The sequence below is a fragment of the Nocardia sp. NPDC059240 genome (genome assembly GCF_042753865.1).
GTDB lineage: Bacteria > Actinomycetota > Actinomycetes > Mycobacteriales > Mycobacteriaceae > Nocardia.
In genome coordinates this window covers 1111540-1130791 of sequence record NZ_JBHZAC010000001.1, presented here as the reverse complement: position 1 = coordinate 1130791, position 19252 = coordinate 1111540, and the positions used below count along the sequence as shown (strand labels likewise).

15 protein-coding genes are annotated in these 19252 nt (G+C 62.9%); 11 read left to right on the top strand and 4 right to left on the bottom strand.

Annotation, left to right across the window (positions count from 1 at the left end; genetic code table 11):
* Positions 1-6 precede the first annotated feature (6 nt).
* Positions 7-642, bottom strand: a complete 636-nt coding sequence (locus ACFXHA_RS05310) for a TetR/AcrR family transcriptional regulator (RefSeq protein ID WP_379353141.1) — start codon at positions 640-642, stop codon at positions 7-9.
* A 525-nt stretch (positions 643-1167) separates the two neighbouring features.
* Between ACFXHA_RS05310 and ACFXHA_RS05305 the strand changes: the two genes are divergently transcribed.
* From ACFXHA_RS05305 to ACFXHA_RS05275, 7 genes are all read left to right on the top strand, one after another.
* Positions 1168-2244: a class I SAM-dependent methyltransferase gene (locus tag ACFXHA_RS05305; protein WP_379353139.1), complete on the top strand. Its 1077-nt coding sequence runs from the start codon at positions 1168-1170 to the stop codon at positions 2242-2244.
* Positions 2237-3097 (top strand): methyltransferase domain-containing protein, encoded by an 861-nt coding sequence (locus ACFXHA_RS05300; protein WP_379353137.1) that lies wholly within the window; start codon positions 2237-2239, stop codon positions 3095-3097. Before ACFXHA_RS05305 ends, ACFXHA_RS05300 begins: the two co-directional genes overlap by 8 nt.
* Positions 3098-3122: 25 nt before the next feature.
* A complete protein-coding gene (locus ACFXHA_RS05295) occupies positions 3123-3962 on the top strand; it encodes a hypothetical protein (RefSeq protein ID WP_379353135.1) in 840 nt (279 codons plus the stop codon).
* On the top strand, positions 3959-5110 hold the full coding sequence (locus ACFXHA_RS05290) for an acyl-CoA dehydrogenase family protein (protein WP_379353133.1): 1152 nt from the start codon (positions 3959-3961) through the stop codon (positions 5108-5110). The genes ACFXHA_RS05295 and ACFXHA_RS05290 overlap by 4 nt, the downstream gene beginning before the upstream one ends.
* A complete protein-coding gene (locus tag ACFXHA_RS05285; RefSeq protein ID WP_379353131.1) occupies positions 5107-5373 on the top strand; it encodes a MoaD/ThiS family protein in 267 nt (88 codons plus the stop codon). The genes ACFXHA_RS05290 and ACFXHA_RS05285 overlap by 4 nt, the downstream gene beginning before the upstream one ends.
* Before the next feature lie 428 nt (positions 5374-5801).
* Positions 5802-6341, top strand: coding sequence for a hypothetical protein (locus tag ACFXHA_RS05280; RefSeq protein ID WP_379353129.1), 540 nt, complete (start codon positions 5802-5804; stop codon positions 6339-6341).
* Between the two features lie 187 nt (positions 6342-6528).
* Positions 6529-7182 carry a TetR/AcrR family transcriptional regulator gene (locus ACFXHA_RS05275; protein ID WP_379353127.1) on the top strand — a complete coding sequence of 218 codons (654 nt, stop codon included), beginning with the start codon at positions 6529-6531 and terminating at the stop codon, positions 7180-7182.
* Positions 7183-7195: 13 nt separating this feature from the next.
* Here the strand turns inward: ACFXHA_RS05275 and ACFXHA_RS05270 are convergent, their stop codons facing one another.
* Positions 7196-8278, bottom strand: coding sequence for a porin PorA family protein (locus tag ACFXHA_RS05270; RefSeq protein WP_379353125.1), 1083 nt, complete (start codon positions 8276-8278; stop codon positions 7196-7198).
* Positions 8279-8652: 374 nt separating this feature from the next.
* Positions 8653-9435, bottom strand: a complete 783-nt coding sequence (locus ACFXHA_RS05265; RefSeq protein WP_379353123.1) for a hypothetical protein — start codon at positions 9433-9435, stop codon at positions 8653-8655.
* A 990-nt stretch (positions 9436-10425) separates the two neighbouring features.
* On the opposite strand from ACFXHA_RS05265, the gene ACFXHA_RS05260 reads away from it, so the two are divergent.
* From ACFXHA_RS05260 to ACFXHA_RS05250, 3 genes are all read left to right on the top strand, one after another.
* Positions 10426-14676 carry a hypothetical protein gene (locus ACFXHA_RS05260; RefSeq protein ID WP_379353122.1) on the top strand — a complete coding sequence of 1417 codons (4251 nt, stop codon included), beginning with the start codon at positions 10426-10428 and terminating at the stop codon, positions 14674-14676.
* A complete protein-coding gene (locus ACFXHA_RS05255; protein ID WP_379353120.1) occupies positions 14673-15509 on the top strand; it encodes a hypothetical protein in 837 nt (278 codons plus the stop codon). Before ACFXHA_RS05260 ends, ACFXHA_RS05255 begins: the two co-directional genes overlap by 4 nt.
* A 759-nt stretch (positions 15510-16268) precedes the next feature.
* The gene (locus ACFXHA_RS05250) at positions 16269-16580 is read left to right on the top strand and encodes a hypothetical protein (protein WP_379353118.1); all 312 of its coding nucleotides are present in this window, start codon (positions 16269-16271) and stop codon (positions 16578-16580) included.
* Here the strand turns inward: ACFXHA_RS05250 and ACFXHA_RS05245 are convergent.
* Positions 16569-18125, bottom strand: a complete 1557-nt coding sequence (locus tag ACFXHA_RS05245) for a recombinase family protein (RefSeq protein ID WP_379353116.1) — start codon at positions 18123-18125, stop codon at positions 16569-16571. The two genes, ACFXHA_RS05250 and ACFXHA_RS05245, sit on opposite strands and share 12 nt — an antisense overlap.
* A gap of 410 nt (positions 18126-18535) precedes the next feature.
* On the opposite strand from ACFXHA_RS05245, the gene ACFXHA_RS05240 reads away from it, so the two are divergent.
* Positions 18536-19252, top strand: coding sequence for a hypothetical protein (locus ACFXHA_RS05240; RefSeq protein WP_379353114.1), 717 nt, complete (start codon positions 18536-18538; stop codon positions 19250-19252).

The window sequence follows — 19252 nt, the reverse complement described above, 5'->3', positions numbered from 1 at the left end:
CTGCCGCTACAGCCGAGGCTGTGGCGGCAGTGGACCGGCCGTCAGCTTCTGCGCGGTGCGCTTGTTCATGCCGAACATGCGCAGCATGTGGAAGGTCATTTCGTCGGTCAACGCATCGGCATCGGCGTCAGGCTGGGCGTCGAGCATCTGCAACAGACCCAGCAGGGCGCCGCCTGCCGCCAGGACCGCCATGTCTGGATGCATCGGCTCGAACCGACCGGCTTGCTGGGCGGCGATGATGTCGCGCCGAGCGCGCGGAGCCAGACCTTCGTCGCGCAGCAGTATCGAAGTACCGGAGTGCAGCAGCACCCGCACCATTTCCGGCGATTGGCGCTGCAGCCGCCCGGTCATGCGGAAGCTGACCGCGAACACCTCGGCGGGGTCGTCGTAGAGCGCCACGATGCCGTCCCGCATCTCGCTGTACACCTGCAGAGCTGACCGCACCGCTTCGTCGAACAGTTGCTCCTTGGAATCGAAGTGGTTGTAGAAGGAGCCGAAACCGACGTCGGCGGCATCGGTGATCTCCTGGATACTGACCGCGGAACGGCCCTCGGACAAGAACTTCCGAGCTGCTCCGAGCAGGGCGTTGCGGGTGCGCTCACGGCGCCTATCCACGCGGTTTCGCACTACAGGTTCAGTCATCGGTCCCACTTCCATCCACGTTCATCAGAGGAATCATATCTGACAAAACAATCAGACAAGATTTCATGTCCCGAAGTGTGAGACGTCTCGCGCTGGGTCTCGGGGCTCATTCCCTCGTCTCTCACGGGATGGCCACTCGACGGGTGATTCTCCATCGGCTTGATGCGGCTCCGGATCGGATGCAGGCCGAGGCCGTTGCGGATATTTGTCGACGGGCTTGACCGCTACTGTGAAATGCTCACGGCCCGACTTGAATCGGGCCAATCGGTACGAATCAGTTTTGTAGAGCTATATCTTCAACGTCGAGAACAGCACCCTCTCGGCCTGCTCACTGTTGGCGTAGACGCACCAGGGCTCGGCTTGGCGAAGAACGTCCGGGTCGGTCGAATTAGAGCCGAGTTCTTCACTTACGCAGATTGTCTCGCGATGCTGGCGCGCGGAGCGCGGGCTACTGTCCAGTCGAGCTCGACGCGGCAACGATTTGGTCTATTCGAATATTCTGCTGGGTCATCCCCGGGATTGACAGTGGAACCTCTTGCGGCTCATCATCGACATTGGCAGGGAACATCATTCGCCGCAGTTCCGAATATCAACATCGCCGGGTTGCCGGGCAAACTCGGTATGTCCTCGACGCGGGAGATCGGACTGTTCGCGATCGTGGACCTCGTCGGCCATTTCGGACATCGAGGTGTTTACGACCTCCTGGTTCAATGCGGCGACAGCAGTCGATGCGCCGTGGTTGGAGTGATGACAGTGCCGATGTCGGACCGTAGCGGTGAACCCGTTTCATGGACTGCCCAGTTCGGTCAATTTGCTGATGATCAGGCTTTGGCGTACGACAGGGTATTGGTGCCAGCGGTATTCGCCTCGCTTGCACAGCGATTGGCGGCAGTGGCAGTCGATTCCAGTGTGCACAGTGTGCTGGATGTTGGGACTGGGTCAGGAGTCGTGGCCCGGGCCATAGCTGCACGCCTACAGCCGGGCGCGCAGATAGTCGGGGTCGACCTGAGCCCGCGATTCGTCGAGCTGGCGTCCGAACACATTCCCCCGCAGGGTGTCTCGATGCGATTCCAGATCGCTGATGCTGTGGCATTGCCGCTTGCGGACGCTGGGTTCGATCTCGTTGTGTGCCAGCATGTCCTGCAGTTCGTGCCGGGTCTGAGCGGGGCGATCGCGGAGATGGTTCGTGTGACCGCCCCTGGTGGGCACCTTTGGGTGGTGGTGTGGTCGGAGTTGGCGGACAGCCCGTTGTTTGCTGCAGTCGCCGACCTGGTCGAGCGGACTTGGGGGAGCGATGCCCACGAGGTGTTCACCACCCCGTGGTCCCTACCGGTAGAGCGCATTGCTGCGGAGATGACGGGTGCCGGGGTGAAGGCGGTGATCGTGCAACGCCTCACGGTGGACGTGGAATTCGACTCCGCGCAGGAGGCGATGTGGGTGCTCGTTCTTTCCCCGGTGGGTCGACGGGTACTCGGCATGGGACAGCGGGAGCGGGAGACATTCGCGCACGATTTCGCCGAATCCATAGCACCCTGGACGACGACGCAGGCGCGGGTGCGTGCACCGATGACCGCATGGGTGGTGTCGGGCCACCGTGGATGAGAACGTTCGAAGCAGCTTCGCGAGCGTCGATCAGACCGCGGCACCGTGGATGCTGGTCGATCTCTTGGAGCGCACGGCCATCCTTCCCGAGGTAGTTGCCGCGAAGGGCGCGTCGTTCGCTGCTCTCGGGACCGAGTTGGTCGGCGTCGTCGCCGACGTCGGTTGTGGCCTCGGGCGCGATCTGGAGGAGATGGCCCGTGTCACGAGTGCGATAGCGGTCGGAGTGGACGCGAGTCAGCACATGCTGGACGAGGCTCGCCGCTTCACGACCGGCGGCCGCTTTGTCTGCGCACACGCTCACCGTCTCCCGTTTCGCACCGGCGCCTTAGCGGGTGCGCGGTGTGAACGGCTGCTGATCCATGATCAGCAGCCGCAAGCCAGCGTCACCGAGATGGCTCGCTGTGTCGCCGCAGGTGCTCGGGTTGTGCTGGTGGAACCGGACTTCCAAGCCACCCGCACAACGTTGTCCGGTGCCATCGAGGTGACAGCATTGCTGACGGACTGGTTGCGACGACGGTTCGCGCAGCCTCAATGTGGTCGTCTGTTGCCGCGGTGGCTCAGCAGTGCCGGCCTACGCCTGGACTACACGCGGACCTTCGCGCAGCCGTGCGACGAACGGCTCACCGAGGAGATCCTGGGCCTACGAGAATGCGCGCTGTGGGCATCCAATGTCGGTGATGGCGACGAAGGATGGCGACGGGAGCAGGCTCGTCGGTTGCTCGCGATGACCTCCGATCGCGGACCACGATCGATCCTGCCGATCGTGGTTGTTGCAGCCTCGAAGCCACCGTCGGCAGACGAGCCGCGGATCCCCCCGTCGGAAGCGGCGTGTGTCGTCGAAACCCCGTCCTAAGTCCGGTCCACGACCCTGAGTGGTGATGATGGTGCAGCGTCGCTCCGAATTCGAACTGTTCTATGACTCGAGCTATTTCACGACTCGTCAGCTACATCCGGTGGCAGCGGTCCGGCTGTCGTTTCTGGGCTACGCGCGTTGGGCAGCCGAACATGCCGCGCCGTTCCCGACGATGATCGCCGAGCACCATGCGGGGTTCGCGGTCGTCGGGATCCGCCTCGACTATGGCCGCCCTTTCACCTTTCTCGACGGCACCCGTCTGCAAATGTCGTCTACCAGCAGACTTCTGAGTCAGCTCACCCTGATGGAGACGGTCACCACTATCGTCTCGGACACCACGCATCTGGCCACTGTCAGCCTCTTGTGTCGTGCGCTCGACGTTGCTCCGGGTGATGGGATGCTCGCTGCCCCATCGCGGTTGGCGTCGTCGGTGGTCGGATCGTATCGGCCAGAGGAGATCGATCAGGACGACAAACCGGTCGACCATGTCGAAGCGATTCTCAGCAGGCTGGATGCCACCGTCCCACAACTGGTCGAAGGAACATCGCAGCGGCTCATCGACCGGCAACTCTGCGAAGCCGCCGATCAATGGTGCTTCACCGAGGTGATCGGATTGGTTGCCAGCGCGCGCGAAACACTGATCGACGATCGGGCTGATGAGTTCCCGGTTCTCCGTACGGGACTGAGCCAGCGTCTGTGCCAGGTGGTGGTGAAGCTTCGCCGTCCGTTGTTTCTGCACGATCGGGCCGCGATTCGGACCCGGATGTACACAGACCACGAGCGGAGGTTGTTTGTCCATCACATCAGTGGCGCGTCCGGGGCGGTCCATGCCATCGCCATCGAAACCCTGGAGCCCCCGCAGTGAACCAGTCCGACCGCGACATCCTCGCAGCCGAAACCGACTATCGGCTCAGCGAATTCATTAGGACCAGGATCAATCCGGGCACTGTCGAGCGAGATACCGACGCGATTCCACTGGATCCGTCACTGTTGCACGAGGCAGCCAGATACGGATTGTTCAGGCACGCACTGAACGACGAAGCGACACGAAGGTACTTCGACCCCTTGCGATGGGGACTGGTCCTCGAAGAGTTGGGGTACTTGTGTGACGACCTTGCCTTCCCCTTGCTGGCCTATCTGTGCGCGGGCATGGGGCGACGTCTGCACGGAACACCCGCCGTTGAGCAGCTCGCCCTGACATGCCAAGACCGGCCGCTGATCGGGTTTGCTTTCACCGAGAACCGGGACGCGTTGTCTATGCGAGGACGGCTGACGCGATGCGGACGGACGGTGCGTGTTGCCACCTCCAAGACCATTGTCGCGGGTGCCCTCGTCCTCGACGGCTTCGTCACCTACGTACCCGACGAAAAGGGCTATGTCACAGCTGTTCTGCTGCATCGAAGCGATCCGGGCGTCACGATCGCTCCGTTGCAGGTCACCGGGTTCCGGGCCGCTGGGTTCGGGACACTCACCGCCCTCGACACCGTCGTGCCAATCGACCGGATCGTCTCCAACGATGGACTCGCGCACGCCCAACAGGTCCTCAATGGCGAGGCGCCGTTCTTTGTTGCAGGTCCGTTGGGGCGTATGCGGGCGATCGTGGAAGCTTGTGCGCGCCATGTCATGACGACCGAACGGCACGGTACGGCACTAGCCGAGTATCCGACTGTGCAGGGCGTGCTCGGGCAGATGTGTGCGCTGTTGGAGACATCTCGAGCGACCGTGCACCTCGCCCTGGAAAACTATCCTGCCGATGCCGACGCGGTGTGGACGACCTCGTTGTGGATGGCCAAATACACCGTGGCCGAGGCGGCTCCGCGCTTGGCGTTGCTCGCCCAACGACTGGTCGGCACCAACGGATTCCTTCACAGCGACATGTACGCGCGCCATTTGCGCGACTTCTCCGGCCTTCTCGCCGGGGGCAACCCTCAAGAAAAGGTGCAGATCGATCTTGGCATCGATCTGCTTCACCGCATGCGCTCGAGCGCACATCCCGATCGGAATTCGCGATGAAAATCATCCTCAGCGGAGCCCTCCGCCGATTCGTCAACTATCAGCGCGATCTGACATACAACGCATCCACGATCACGGCTGCGCTTCACCAGATGTGCAGCGACTACCCAGACTTGGGAAAGGTCCTTTTCAACAGCGACGAGACTGTCAGCTCACTCAACCGGTACTTCCTCAACGGCACTCAGATGACCACCGCCGAACTCGATACAGCGACCACCGGGGAGGACACCCTGGACATCATCACTGCTATCGCCGGCGGATGAGAATCGATTGCTCAATTCCGGTGACCGTCCAGGCGTTCGCAGTGATCCCGTCGCAGCAGTTGATCGCTGACGGGCCGCATATTTCTATGGGTCGGATTCGTCGGCATTTCTGACCTGCTCAACGAGCCGTTCACCAGGGCAAATTCGAGAGGGGGCCTGGATGTGTTCGGTTGGATCGCGGCTGGCTGTTCTGTCGGTCACATGTGGCGGACGGGACAGTTTGAATCAACCGCATTGCTGTGACCGGCAGTATCACACTTCGAAAGGCTGCTTTCTATGGCGGCGGTCACGTCAATTACTGAGTGCACTCATCTTGGACGAGTGACCAGTTGGGGTTAGCGTTCGAAGTGGATCCGATGGAACTGCGAAACCCGCACTCATCGGATGTGTTTCGAACAACGAACTCCCCATGAAAGCTGGTACCACAAATGTCTGTCCACAAGATGGTCATCTCCTCTATCGTCGCCGTTCCCGTTGCTGCTGCCGTCGTATTGGCCGGGGCGGGAACTGCTTCCGCCGCGACCATTTCCAGCGACCCGGCTCCCGCTCCGGTTGTCAACACCGACGTCCCGCGCGATCCCACCACCGGAATCCCGGTCGACACCCTGAACCGCATGGGCCAAGACGCCGCAGTCGGCGCCGGCGTCGGCGCGGTCGCCGGGGGAGTCGCGGGTGGTCTGGCGGGCGGAGTCGTCGGCCTGCCGGTCGGGATGGCTGGTGCGGCAGTTGGTGCTGCCGCCGGGTTGGCGGTGGGTGAGGCTATCGGTGGTCCGGCGATTCTGGTCGGTGGCGCACCCGTGGTACCGCCCGTCATGGCCGCGACCATTATCGCGGGCGCCGGGCTCGGTTTCGCTGCAGGAGAGGCTATTCCGGTCGCCGTCGGTGCTGCAGCTGGTGCCTTGGTCGGTGCCGGTGTGGGTGCCGGGATCGGTGCAGGCGTCGGCTATTACACTGCTCCGCAGCACTAGTCCGCACGATCGCGAACCCTTCGACGGTGTCCTCGGTGCAGGCCAGACGCGTTCGCCCGGTTCGATCGTTTGGCCGGGCACAGCCTGGGACTTCCAGAATCGTCGGGGTGGTCGCGTGTTCGCCGCCCTCGCGCCTCGCCGTAGAAGCACGGCGTTTCGGAAAGCTACGGGATGTAACATCGCGCACGTGTCTGCCGCGCCCGCAAATGACGACCGTCCCAAGCGTGCTCGGCTGTCGGTTCCCGAGCGTGAGGTGCAGCTTCTCGATGTCGCCGAGAAGCTGTTCACCGAGCGGGGATTCGACGGTGTGACGATTGAGGACATCGCGCGCGCTGCCCACGTGACGCGGCCCGTCGTCTATCAGCGCTATGGCTCGAAGGAGTCGGTCTTCATCGCGTGTGTCAGGCGGGCTCGTGAGCAATGCGAGCAGATGGTTTTCGACCGTGTCGCGGCCGCCCCGGACAATCTGACAGCTCGGCTGAAGGCGGGTAGCACCGCCTATTGCGACATGATCACCGCCGACCCGCGGCGCTTCAATCTCCTGTTCACAACGTCGGCCAACCTCGATGGCACGCTGGCGGAGGAACTCAGGGAGCTGCGGCAGGGATCGATCAACGCGACCATCGAGACGGCCAGACCGTACACCCCCGACCTGACCGACGAAGCGCTCACCGCTTTCGCATACGCCGTCTCAGGCATCGGTGAGCAGCTCGGGCGTTGGTTGCTCGCGAATCCGAAGTTGTCTCGGAGGAAGTTCGTCGCGTACTACACCGCCGCGGTCGAAGGTGTGGCAAACAGCATCCTGACCATGCCCCAAGCGGGGAAACGGCGGCCCCGCTAACCTCTCCACCCTGCTATCGCACCAGTTCCAGGTGCTCGGATTCAGGGTGGCGCGGCCCGTCCTGGGAATGGTCCGCCGCCCCTACTGCGATGGTCGCGCTGGACTGCCGGCGGCGCCTGCGGACTGCCATGCCTCCGATTGTTGCGATGAGAACGGACGCCGCAACGGCTGCCAACGCGATCGGCACCACAGTGCCGAACACCGTCAACTTCCGCCCATTGTCGGCCATGAAATGTACTGCCTCCATGGCGGATTCGTCGGTGCTGTGCAGCGCCACCTTCGAAAGAGGCAGGACTGGAATCAGTTTGAAGTCGACCAGGATGTTCAGAATCGTGGTTTGCGCGGCGGCCAATGTGATCGGTGCCCCAAGCTGTTGATCGAGCGCCATCGACGTCGTGTCGTCCATGGTGAACCTGATCGGCACCTCGTCGGGTAGATCCGGGAGGACGGCATTCAACCCCGCCGAGTACCGCGCTGGCAGATCCGAGGCGATCATTTCGAGCAGCAGCTTCGGAATCGTCGTTCCGTCACCGGTTTTCGCCATCTCTGCGATAGCCGCCTGATACGGGGCGACCAGCTCGGCGTCGGCAATGACCCCTGATGTCGTGCCGCTGAATCCGTAGGTTTTGCGGCCCTTGACCTCGCCCGCTCCCGTGAACGTCATCCGTTGCGTCTTGTCGAGTGCCGGGTTGTACACCTTGAAACTGTCTGTGCCGGAGCCGACCGGCCGTGAAATCACCATGCCGCCAAGCTGATCCTGGACCTTCGTTCCAGCCGGTGTGAGGCGCTGGCTGAAGTCGGTCCGATCAACGGCGTAGTGGTACTCGGATGTCACGGAACCGGTCGGCAACTGCAGAACGGTGGTTGATCTGATGACGGCGGTCGACCCGTCGCTCCGCTCGACATCGGTATCCCGCACCGCGCCGACAGCAGTTGGTGCGCCGAGGTCGAACGTCTTCGGATCGAGGACCTGATACTCGCCGGTCAACCGCTGGGACGACGCGAAATCCGCTGGCAGTCGACAGGCGAACGGCACGCCGACGTATCTGATGAGCGCCGCTGTGACCAGAAGCGTGACGCCGATGAACACCCGCACTCGGGCCGAACGTATGTGTCTCACAACACTCTCCGCTGTGAAGCTCGCCGACTGTGGTGCACGGCATGTGATGGCGAGATCGTGACGTAAATTACACCGTGTAGCTACGCAGTGTAAGTAGGGCTGCAGCACCACGTCAACGGCAATCTGACGATTTCGTCATTTTCTTGGACCGGTGAGATGGATGGATCGGATCGCGGGCATGGCGATATCGGATCCGTACTCCTGTGTGCAGAGAAGGGTTCCAGTCGCGGAACCGCCGCCTCGGGTGAGGAGTCTGAGGCGGGGTGGTGTCTTGGCGGCACCGAGTTGCGCGAGCGGGGCGGATCCTCCTCGCTGAGCGGTTTCGGTTCGGTCCAGCGTTCAAGAGCTGCTCATGAAGCCTGGTTCGCGAGGCTGACGACCTTTCGGTCCCGGATCACATCGACCGACCGGTCGACTGTATAGGCATGCGCTGCGGAAAAGGTGTCGGCTTGGATGGCGACCACCTCTGAAACCGCTGGCGCGGTGAGTAACTCCATGAGGTGGTCACGGCTGGCTGTATCGATCATGATCGCGGCGTGGTACCGGCCGAGGGACGATGGTCCGCGGTGGCTGCTCGGTATCAGCTCGAGTTTCGTGGCCGTTCTGAGCGCATACGTCCGCAAGCCCAGGGCGCCTGCGGAATACAGTGCGCGGCCGAGGGTTTCGTCGACGAACTGGCGGCAAGCAATCCCGTTCACGCTGCGATTCCGTCGGAACAGGACGACGGTTTGGTGTCTCACGCTGTCCCCGTCGCGCGACGGCCACCATCGTCCCCCTCCGGCGCCGGTCAGCTGGCCAAGGGCCCGATCGAACACCTCCCGCCCTTCGAGGTACGCCGAGCGCATGCGCACGATGGCGTTCAATCCTGCCGGCGTGCTGGTCGCGCGAACTTCGAGAAGGCCGTCCATGCGCAATTCCTCGTCGATTGAGGTCTCCACCCCGGGTGTCGCGGGCCAGTATCCGTGATCGGTATTAGAGAGCTGACGTTGGACGTACTCCACCAGGTTCGGGAGCTCGGTTGCGAGCCTCGCGTGAGGCCCTGCCCAGTGCGCAAAGCCGTCGTTCCGAACGATGTCCTCCCGCAACCGCATCAAATTCAGTAATGAGGTCACGCGGATCGGGGACGCGGTCACCGTGCCTCCTTGTGCCCACGGGAAAGAGGGTTCCTGATAATTTCCTCAGGTTAACGGAATGGCAAGGATGATCGAATATGATGATTCTGTCAACTGGTTGGGCCGGTCGTAGTCACATCCAGATATGTCGTATCAAACCAATCGTCCGTGGTCTCCTGGGGATGAGTTGTCCACGGCCCGTGAACGATTCGCCAGATCTTTCCGGGCATCGGTGATCCGATCCAGCAAAGCCCCGATCGTCCCGTCAATCCCTTCGAGCTGCTTCTCCGCGAAGGCGATCCATGCACGGTCTCCGTTTCCGTTGGCTACGTCCAGGTCGGCGAGGATGTCTTCGCGGTCGGCCCCCGTCCCGGGTCGGCTGCGCTCGCCGCTCAGTCTGGCTGGTTCGGTCAGCGCCGAGGATCACGTGGTGGCTGCTCTATTGTCCGGGAATTCGACAAGTCCGCAGCCGGTCAGTTGCTGCTACACCACTCTGCTGGACGCAACCCGGTCTGTGGGTGAGAGCGAGTGTTGGCCCGCGAGGCGTACTGGCATCCCTTGGCGGTGCGTGGTCTGCTCAAACGCTGCGGCGGGTGCGACCGGCACAGCGTTGCCGCAGCATCGTGTGGCTGAGTGTGGTTGAGCTGGACGAGATCTCGCGTGGACGGGTCGGAAGGCGAGTTGCTGCCATCGATCGCCGTCGGCCTCGGGCGCGCCCTCGACAATCATCCGGGAAGTTGTCGGCAAGGCGGCCGAGACCAGTATCGCGCCTTGACCGTCGATCACGCGGCCTCGGCGCGAGCATTACGACCGAAACTGACCAGGTTATCCCGAGGTCAACCCTTGGCTGGGTTGGTGGCCCAGCTGTTGGCTCACTGCTGGTCGCAGCAGCAGATCGCGGGGTGGTTGCGTCGAAATCCGCAGTCCAGTATGGGTTCTGTATCGCAGGAGACCATCTATTCGGTCGTTATTTGGGCGTGCCGCCCGGGCTCGCTCAGATATCGTCTTGTCATGGCGGAACCGGGGCAGGAATCACGGCAAGCCCTGGTCGTCGGTGTCACGACGTTCCAGCACGGCCTCGCTAACCTGCCGGATGAGCCTGTGCGCCTCTTGGCGGACGCGATACGAAGGCATGATCGAACGGTAGTTCATGCTGCCTGTCCGTCGAAGAAGGAACTGAGCGACCTGCTCTCGTGTGTGCCTCGCGAACGGTTCGATGTTGTGCATCTGCTGTCTCACGGCGAGGTCTCCCGTTCCAAGCGGTTGCTCATTGCAGGTTCCGACGCGCATCAACCTGCGGCCGAGTCCCATCAATGGGTGTCGGTGCACAACACAGTCTCAGAGCTGATCGACACACCAGGTGATGCAATGCTGGTGTTGCTCGATGTGTGCTACGCAGGCGCCGCTGCCGAGATCGACGTTGAGCCGCTCGACGCTGACTTCACGCAGAACGATCGCAAGGTGTATATCCTCGCTGCCACCGCACCCCGGGATCTTGCGTTCGACGCCCGGTTCACCAGGGCTGTGACTACCGTGCTTGATCGAATCGAACGAGGGGACAGTCTCGGAGCCGATCGCAGCGTCGAACACATCAACCTCAGCCTGGTGAGAACCGCGATCGCAGACGAGCTGCAGCGACTGTGTGGGAACGGATCTCACCAGCGGCTGGTGTCGAGCAAGCATGGCTGGGATGACCTGACGCATCCGCTCTTTCGCAATCGCAACTACACGCCAGCAGCTGTCGACCCAAACCGACCACGAGACCCCGTGCTGGGCGACATTGTCGATCCGTTGCTGGGCGAGCGTCACTTCTCATCACGGGCCCGCGGCGGCGACCCCAGTCGAGATACGGCGTGGTGCCACTTCACGGGTAGGCTTGCGGAGTTGCGGTTGCTGTCTCGGTGGCTCGACGATCCCGAGCAGAACGGGTGGCTGCGAGTCGTCACCGGCAGCCCCGGCATGGGCAAGTCTGCGCTGCTCGGTGTGATGGTTTGTCTGACCCATCACGACCTTCGCGCCTACTCGCCGGTGGTCGAGTCACGCATCGCCGACCCCACGGCGAAGCCGAATCCGCGCCAGTCCGGCGAGATGGCAGCGGTTCACGCGCGCAACCGCGAGGTTGCCGAACTGGTGGCGTCGATCGCCCGTCAGCTGGGGTTCGAAAACACCACGAATACTGCGGATCTGATCACGAAGTTGCGGTTGTCGCCTCGATCGATTGTCGTTCTGGACGCGTTGGATGAGGCGATCGATCCGAGCGACGTGCTGCTTCGCTTGCTCGTGCCGCTGGCGGCCGCCGGCGTGTGCCGACTGCTGGTCGGCGCTCGCAAACAAGTGAGGTTTGATGACCTGTTCGCCACAGCCGCCAGCGGCCAGATCGACCTGGATGACTTAGCGCCCGATCAGCTCCGGGTGGACGTGGCCGCCTACGTTGTCGACCTGTTGCGCGAACACGCGCGACGGTGGCCAAGCGAGACAGCGATAGCGTTCGCCGAAGCGACGGCGGAGACCGTAACGTCCGTCGAGGCTGGGGCCGTCGAAGTCGGTCCGATGCTGCTCGCCCAGCTGTATACCCATCGAGTGACACGCAGCCCGGCACCCGAAACGGCTGCTGCAGCAGCAGCTTTGGGGCGCTGGGCGCCGCAGTCGGTCAAGGACGCATTCCGTCAGGAACTAGATTCCGAGGGCACCGACCCATGGCTCGGGCCGATGCTCGTCGCGTTCGCCCACGCCCGAGGCACCGGCATGCCGATCGGACTCGCTCACACGATTGCCTGGCGTCTGAACCCCGGATTGCCCGAGCGCTCAAACCAGCAACTTGCCGAACTCGTGAGTGAACAAGCTCGGTTCTACCTGCGCTCGGACATCGATTCGGCCGACTGCTCGGCGCTATACGCGTTGTTCCATCAGAGCCTGCAGGAGTATCTGATCGCCTATCCGTATGTCGCGGTTCATGGCTCGACAAGCGAGCGATCCGGGCCCGGAGTTGACGGGCTCATACTCGACGCGCTGCTCGACACGTTCGGATACATCCCCGGCGTGGGCGGTGACTGGGCTAACCGCGCCGTTCCGTACCTGAAACGTCATCTCGGCCAGCACGCGATCGCCGCCGGGCGCTTCGACGAACTTGTCGGCGATCTGGAATTCCTCGCTCATGCTGAGCACGACGAGTTGATGCGCGATTTACGCCTCGCGAAGTCGAGGGACGCCCGACTCGCCGCGGCGATCTATCGTTCGTCGCACGATTCTCACCGAACTGCGAGACCGGAGCATCGCCTACGCCTGCTCGCTCTCGACGCCGCTCGGTTTGGGGCGACAATGTTGCACGACACCGCAACAGCCATCGGTGCCGTCCGATGGTCGACCGGCACTAGGGCAGACGTCAGAATGCTCGACGTTTTGGAAGGTCATTCCGGACCTGTGGTGTCGGTTGCCTGCGCCACCATAAACGGTCGTCCGGTCGCGGTTACTGGAGGGGCAGACGCGACGGTGCGAATCTGGGATCTGATCACCGGAACCCCGATAGGCGAGCCGCTCAACGGCCACACCCTCGCGGTTTCCGCGATAGCGTGCACCATGGCGGATGGTCGGCCGATCGCGGTGACTGGCGGTCAAGACACGACGGTGCGAATCTGGGATCTGCTGACCAGAACCCCGATAGGCGAGCCGCTCAACGGCCACACCCTCGCGGTTTCGGCGATAGCGTGCACCACGGTGGCGGGTCGCCCCGCTGCAGTGACTAGCGGCGAAGACGCAGTGGTAAGAATCTGGAATTTGTCCACCAGACACCTGATGGGCCAACCGTTAGACGTCGGATCTGGTCGACTCCGTTCATTGGCCTGCGCCAAACTGGACGGACGCGCGGTTGTAGTCATTGCCACCGGACACGAGCCGAATGTGCGGGTTTGGGATCTGGTCAGCAGGACTGTGGTCGGTGAAACCCTGCACCAGACGGATACGCGGTGGGTAGGGGCAGCGGGGTTCACCGAGTTGGGTGGGCGCCCGGTCGCAATCATCGCGACCGGAGAGGACCGGACCTGGCGCGTCTGGGACCTGGCCCGGAAGACTCTTGTCGGCGAGCCGTTCGCCGAGGCATACCCCTGGGAGGGGGCGGCCACATTCACAGAGGTGAATGGGCACCTGATCGTGGGAAGTGCGGAGTCACTCTCGGGATTTGTTCGGGTGCGGGATCTAACGACAGGATCGCAGGTAGGCGAGCTGCTGTATGGTCACACCCGCAAAGTTCGGGCTATCGCGTTCACCCAGTTCGACGGGCTTCCGGTCATGGTCACGGGCAGCGACGACACCACGGTGCGGGTCTGGAACCTCGACGCCGAGGCGCAGGTCGCCAAACTGCTACGTGGACACACATTCCAGCTTCGGGCGATGGTGTCTGCCGAGGTCGACGGGCGCCCCGTCGCGGTCACAGCTGGCGACGATCGGGACGTGCGAGTCTGGGACCTGGACACCGGAAGAGCGGTCGGTGAACCGCTCCTCGGTCACACCAACCCCGTGCGGTCGATGGCGTGCACTATGCTGAACGGCCGTCCAGTCGTAGTCACTGCTGGCACCGACCAGGTGCCTCGAATATGGGATTTGAGTACCAGAGACATCGTCGGCACACTGCCCGGAAATGCCGGCGGGGTGTTGTCGCTCGCCTGTGCGACGCTGAACGCGCGCCCCGTCATTGTGACCGTTGGCGTCGAGATGGTACTGGTCTGGGACCTGGCCACTGGAGAACTGATCCGCGAATTGGCACGATGGCCAGGCGAAAGAATCTCATCGGTTGCGTGCACCACGTCGCTCGGGCGGCCAGTCGCAGTCACCGGCAGTGACATAGGTGTGTGTGTCTGGGACTTGGGCACTGGAGAACCGATCTGCGAAACACCCATAAGAGCCACCGAGAAAGTGTCGGCCATAGCCTGCTCGTCGCTTGGCGGACGACCAGTCGCGGTTACCGCCGGAGACATGGGTGTGCGGGTGTGGGACCTGGCGACCGGAGACCCGTCCGGTGAACTGGGAGGGCGGGCCAACGAAAGGGTGTCCGTGATCGTGTGCTCGTCGTTGCGTGGACGACCGATCGCCGTCACTGGCGGTGAGATGGCTGTGCGAGTCTGGGACTTGACCACGGGTGAACAACTGGCCGTTCATGACTTTCCCGCCGCCGTACGCGCAGTGGCTTGCGCCCCGCAGACGATCGTGGTCGGGTATGGCATGGATGTCGCTGCTCTGCGTTATTCTGGATTGGGAGTCGATCGATGAGCACCGATGTTCTTGGCGTGCATGGGATTTGGAACTACCGTGATGCCACTGCCACTGACGCTGAGACTGCACTCACACAGCGCTGGGCCGACGCACTCGCAATGGAATCGGTTGCCGTCGCCTATTACGCCGATCACCTTCGCCTGGGCTACCATGGCCCTGGCGACGACCTCGGTGCGCTTGATGGTGCGCTCGACGGAATGCCTCGTCAATTGCTTGAGGCATGGATTGCCGAACTCGGCTGGGAAGGCGGCGCCGCGCAAGGTCGCGCCTTGGTGCCGCTTCGGCAGCTGATGTCGTGGTTCGTCACCCGCTGTGGTGCCGACCGGGCAATCGTCCTTCCATTTGTCTCGGAATTCTTGGAGGAGGTCGCCGTCTATCTTGACCCGCGTGACCCCTCCAAACGACAAGCGGTGCAATCCATAGTCGCGCGGGCGATCCATCAACATCAGCCGCGGATCGTGGTCGCGCATTCGCTCGGGTCGGTCGTGACTTACGAAACCCTTTGGGCGTACCCGCGGTTGGCCGTCGAGCTCCTCGTCACGATCGGGTCGCCGCTGGCGATGCCGAATGCGATCTTCCCTTTGCTGCAGCCTGCACCGGTGAACGGCATAGGCGCACGACCGCCCGGCGTGCAGCGGTGGGTGAATATCGCCGACCCATCAGACATCGTTGCGATACCTCGCCCACTCAGGAACAGATTCGACGGCATCGACGAGGATCTCGAACGGCCCGTCGGGTGGTGGTTCACGCACGCCGCCAGCGCCTACCTGTCAAGTCGGGACTTGCGTGACATCATCGGTGGCCATCTCCAATCGCCACGTCGGCACTGACCTGGTCGGCGTGATCGTCGGGTCCGGGAAAGCTTTGTGAGAGTTGACAGTTGGAGTGCCGCGCGAAACTACGGGCCGCCAGCGTGAGGGAAGTCGCCCACGGAAACAGGCAATATTGTACCTAGCCGACGAACAAAATCGTGACGATGCGCCATCCAGAGTTGTCCGTTACGGACGTCGTCCGACTAGTAACGCGTCCAGATCATGAGCTGTGGCTGAACCGAGGAGCGTGATAGGCAAACCTCACCATTGCCGGTCGACTCGGCTGCCGCCAGCGAGCGCAATTCGCCGGTTGTGGAGCATCTAGGGTGAGTTATATACGCCGAGTACTTCGCGCAAGCGGTGTTGGTGCGGAAGATGTCAGATGAAGCCGCAGGTCAAGCCCTGGCTCGCAGGCTGCGTGTGCCGACCGGTTTGATCCGCAATTGCGGTCCATGGGCTATTGGGTGGTTCGGGTTGATCATGGTTAGGACCATCGAATTAGTACCAACCCGAACTGGGGTGATTGGGCCCTGGCCCGGCGATTGTTCAGCTGACAGAGAAGGAATGCTGCGAATCGACAGGGCCCCGCATCCACCGAGTCGTAGCAGGGTGGGGGCTTGCCCGCGGGACTGATCGATCAAGGACACCCAGTCTCGTGTGTCCGCGTCGAGCAGACACAGAACTGCGGCCCGCCGTGTCGGTCAAAAACCGGGGTCCACGCGCATGTGCTGGGGTATCAGGATCCTCTGCGATCGCCCACCGCCCAGGGAGCGAACGATGACCATACGCAAAACACCGCCCCCGCATAACACTGCCGCGTGCGGCGTACCCCGTCACGGGCCCGCGTCCGCCACGACCGGCCACAATCGCACCCCGTGCCGCACCACCACCGCCCGGGGCGGTGGCGGCGTGCGGGCGCGGCGGCAGAAGTGGACCGCTGAGGAGCTGGCGTGGCTGGCCGATGTCCGTACACGCCTGGCCGGACCGTTGACCGACGCGCAGTTGGCGGTTCTGCGGCACTGGTGGAACGGCGGCTATGCCGCCGACGCCACCGATGACCCGCGACTCGAGGGCTATTCAAGCGACTAGACGATCGACCTTGACCTTGTCGAGGCTGGCCGGGGCACCGTAACCCTGGCGTTTCCCCGCTGGTTCGATCGTTATCGACAGCAACGAGCGGATGATGTTCCGCTTGGCTTCGAGTGGGGTGACCATGGGATCGTTCCACTTCGCGCGGGCCTGTGGACCGGCGACCTCGACGACGTGCGGCATGGGCAACGCTGCCTGTGCGCGGGCTTCGGCAGCTTTGATCGCGGGAAGCTTGCGGTCCTTATATTGCCTGATCTCCGCTGGCGCAAGCTCGGCGGAGATCGCCTCGCCCACCCACTTGTCGTACTCACCACGCAACCGCTTCGCTTCGGCCTGCGCTGCCTCGGCCTGAGCGTCCGTGCGTGCGAGCGCGACTAGCAGATTCGGATCCTCCAACCGCTGCAACACCGCCTCCTCGACCAAGTCATCAATCGGATCAGCCAGCCGCGACACACAGAAGTTCTCACATTCGTACATCCGCGTGCGCTTGCGACCACCCGAGCGAGAGCGCACCACCCCGCCGCAAACACCGCAGGTCGGAATGCCCGACAGCAACCATTTCGCCGCATTGCCCTTCCGGCCGGTGGCCATCCGTGCGGGGTGAGCGAACAGCTCCACCAGCTGGATGAAATCGTCGAAGGGGATGATCGCTTCCCAGCGCGCAGGTACGGTTTCCACCTGGCCGGTCACGCGGTTTCTATGTGCTCTCATTCCCGCAATTGTCGGATTCGTCAGCACGTGGCGGACCATCACGTGATCCCACCGAGTCCGCCAACCCTTGTCGCACGGGCAGGTTCGCCGGTCCACAGCCTTGAGGACCTTGCGGCCCTCGGTCACCGAACACTTCCGGCACGGCAGCCCCAGATCCACGCTCGGAATCAGCACGCCCTCACTGGTCAGCCACCGAGCGATACTCGCCGTCGCTTCCGCCGCCAGCGTCCGCCGCGCCATCTCTGCGACGATCGGGGCATTGTCTGGGCTCGGTACACGCCCGACTGCCCGCCCGCGCTTATAGATGATCATGTAGCCGAAGGCTTCTCGGCTGTGAGGCTTGCCATCGAGGAAGTTCTGGTGCAGCTGCTGCATCGAATCGAAGCGGTTCTGTTCGGGCCCGTACTCGTTATCGACCGCTTCCTGCGCCAGAATCCGGCGATCGGTCGGATTGTTCAGGTCATACAGCTGTCCGCCTGAGTACCAGAACACCCCCAGCTTGGCGCACATCTCGCGAAGGATCGCGAAGTCGAGCAGTTGCCTGTTCGCCCGAGACGACGATCGGGTCACCAATACCCTCTGGCGACCACCCGCACTGGGCTCCCGCAGCGCCGCCACCAACTGCTGGTAGCCGGGCCGCAGTTTGACCGTGTGCCGCGTTGCGCCGATATCGGTGTCGCTGATCGTATGCGCGACGAACCACCCGAACCGCATGCATTCGTCCCGGCCCCAACGAATCTGCTGTGGGACCGATAACCCCTTGTTCTTGTCCTGGGAGTTCCGACCATAAATCGAAGCTGCCAGATCTGGGAAATCCTTCGGATTTAGCGGCATAATGCCAGGTTAGACGGTATCCCCCCAAAAATGAAGTTCACCACCATCAACCAGCCCTTCACTCCGGCCAAGTAGGGCTGAGAGACCCGGCGGCCCGCTCGCCCGGGGGACACGACCCCGTTCGGATCGTTGATCCGGACGGGGTCTTCGCCGTTGGGTCGGAGTGGCAGGAGGCAGTGCGGAATTCTCCTTCATGCCAGCCGGTCTCGGGCAGTCCATCTCCCCGTCGACCGTGTCGGCCGTTTCGAACCGCGCCACGCGGCATAACAGTGTGTTCGCCGGACCGCCACGGCTTTGGCTGACGGCTTCCTCCGTCCACGGCATTTGCGCGTGCTCTGTGCTGTGTCAGTGCGGTCCGCTACAACTTCCTTGATGATCATGAACGCGATCGCCAAGTGGAATGAGATGTGTTGAGCGGCAATATCCATCAGTACAGGACAGCGCTGGAAGCGGAGCTGGCACCGAAGCTAGCCGAACGGGGCCTGCTGGTGGCCCCTCACTGGAGCGATGATGAAGTGCTGATGTTCGCGGGGCAAGTGGATGCCGCCCCTGGTGTGGCCGCGTCGGTCTACGTGATTGTCGAGTACATCAAGGGTGCGCATCGGTTGTATGGTTCGGCCAGCCTGATATCGATCGATGCCGGAAAGGTGATCAGGGGCCTTCCGAGGGCGGCACGGATGGCGGAGTGGGGGGAAACCGACCTGGACCTCGGATTGATGGACTTGACGATTTTCAGCGACCATATCGATCCGGGCGAGTACGACCTGTACGCGATGTACGACGTGGCCGAGGTCGTGGACGCTGCCAGATGGTTCATGCGGTGTGTCGATGGTCCAGTCGGCGACTGGCTTTCGCAACGAGACAGCCTGACGAAGCTGCTCGCGCAGGCCAGACGGCCGCGGGAGAACGCGGTGAACGATCAGAGCCCGCGCGCCCAGCTGGTGCGAACAACGGTGATCGTGTCGGCGCTCAATGAGCGGTTGGCTGATGCGGCGGGTTTGATGGGCTGGTACCTACAGACCGGCTTGTTCAGCGAGGTCGATTCCTATGAACAGGCCACAGCATTCGACGCGGCCTTGCGGGAACGGTTCCCCGGGTACGCGCAGGCCCGAACTCTGATGTCATAG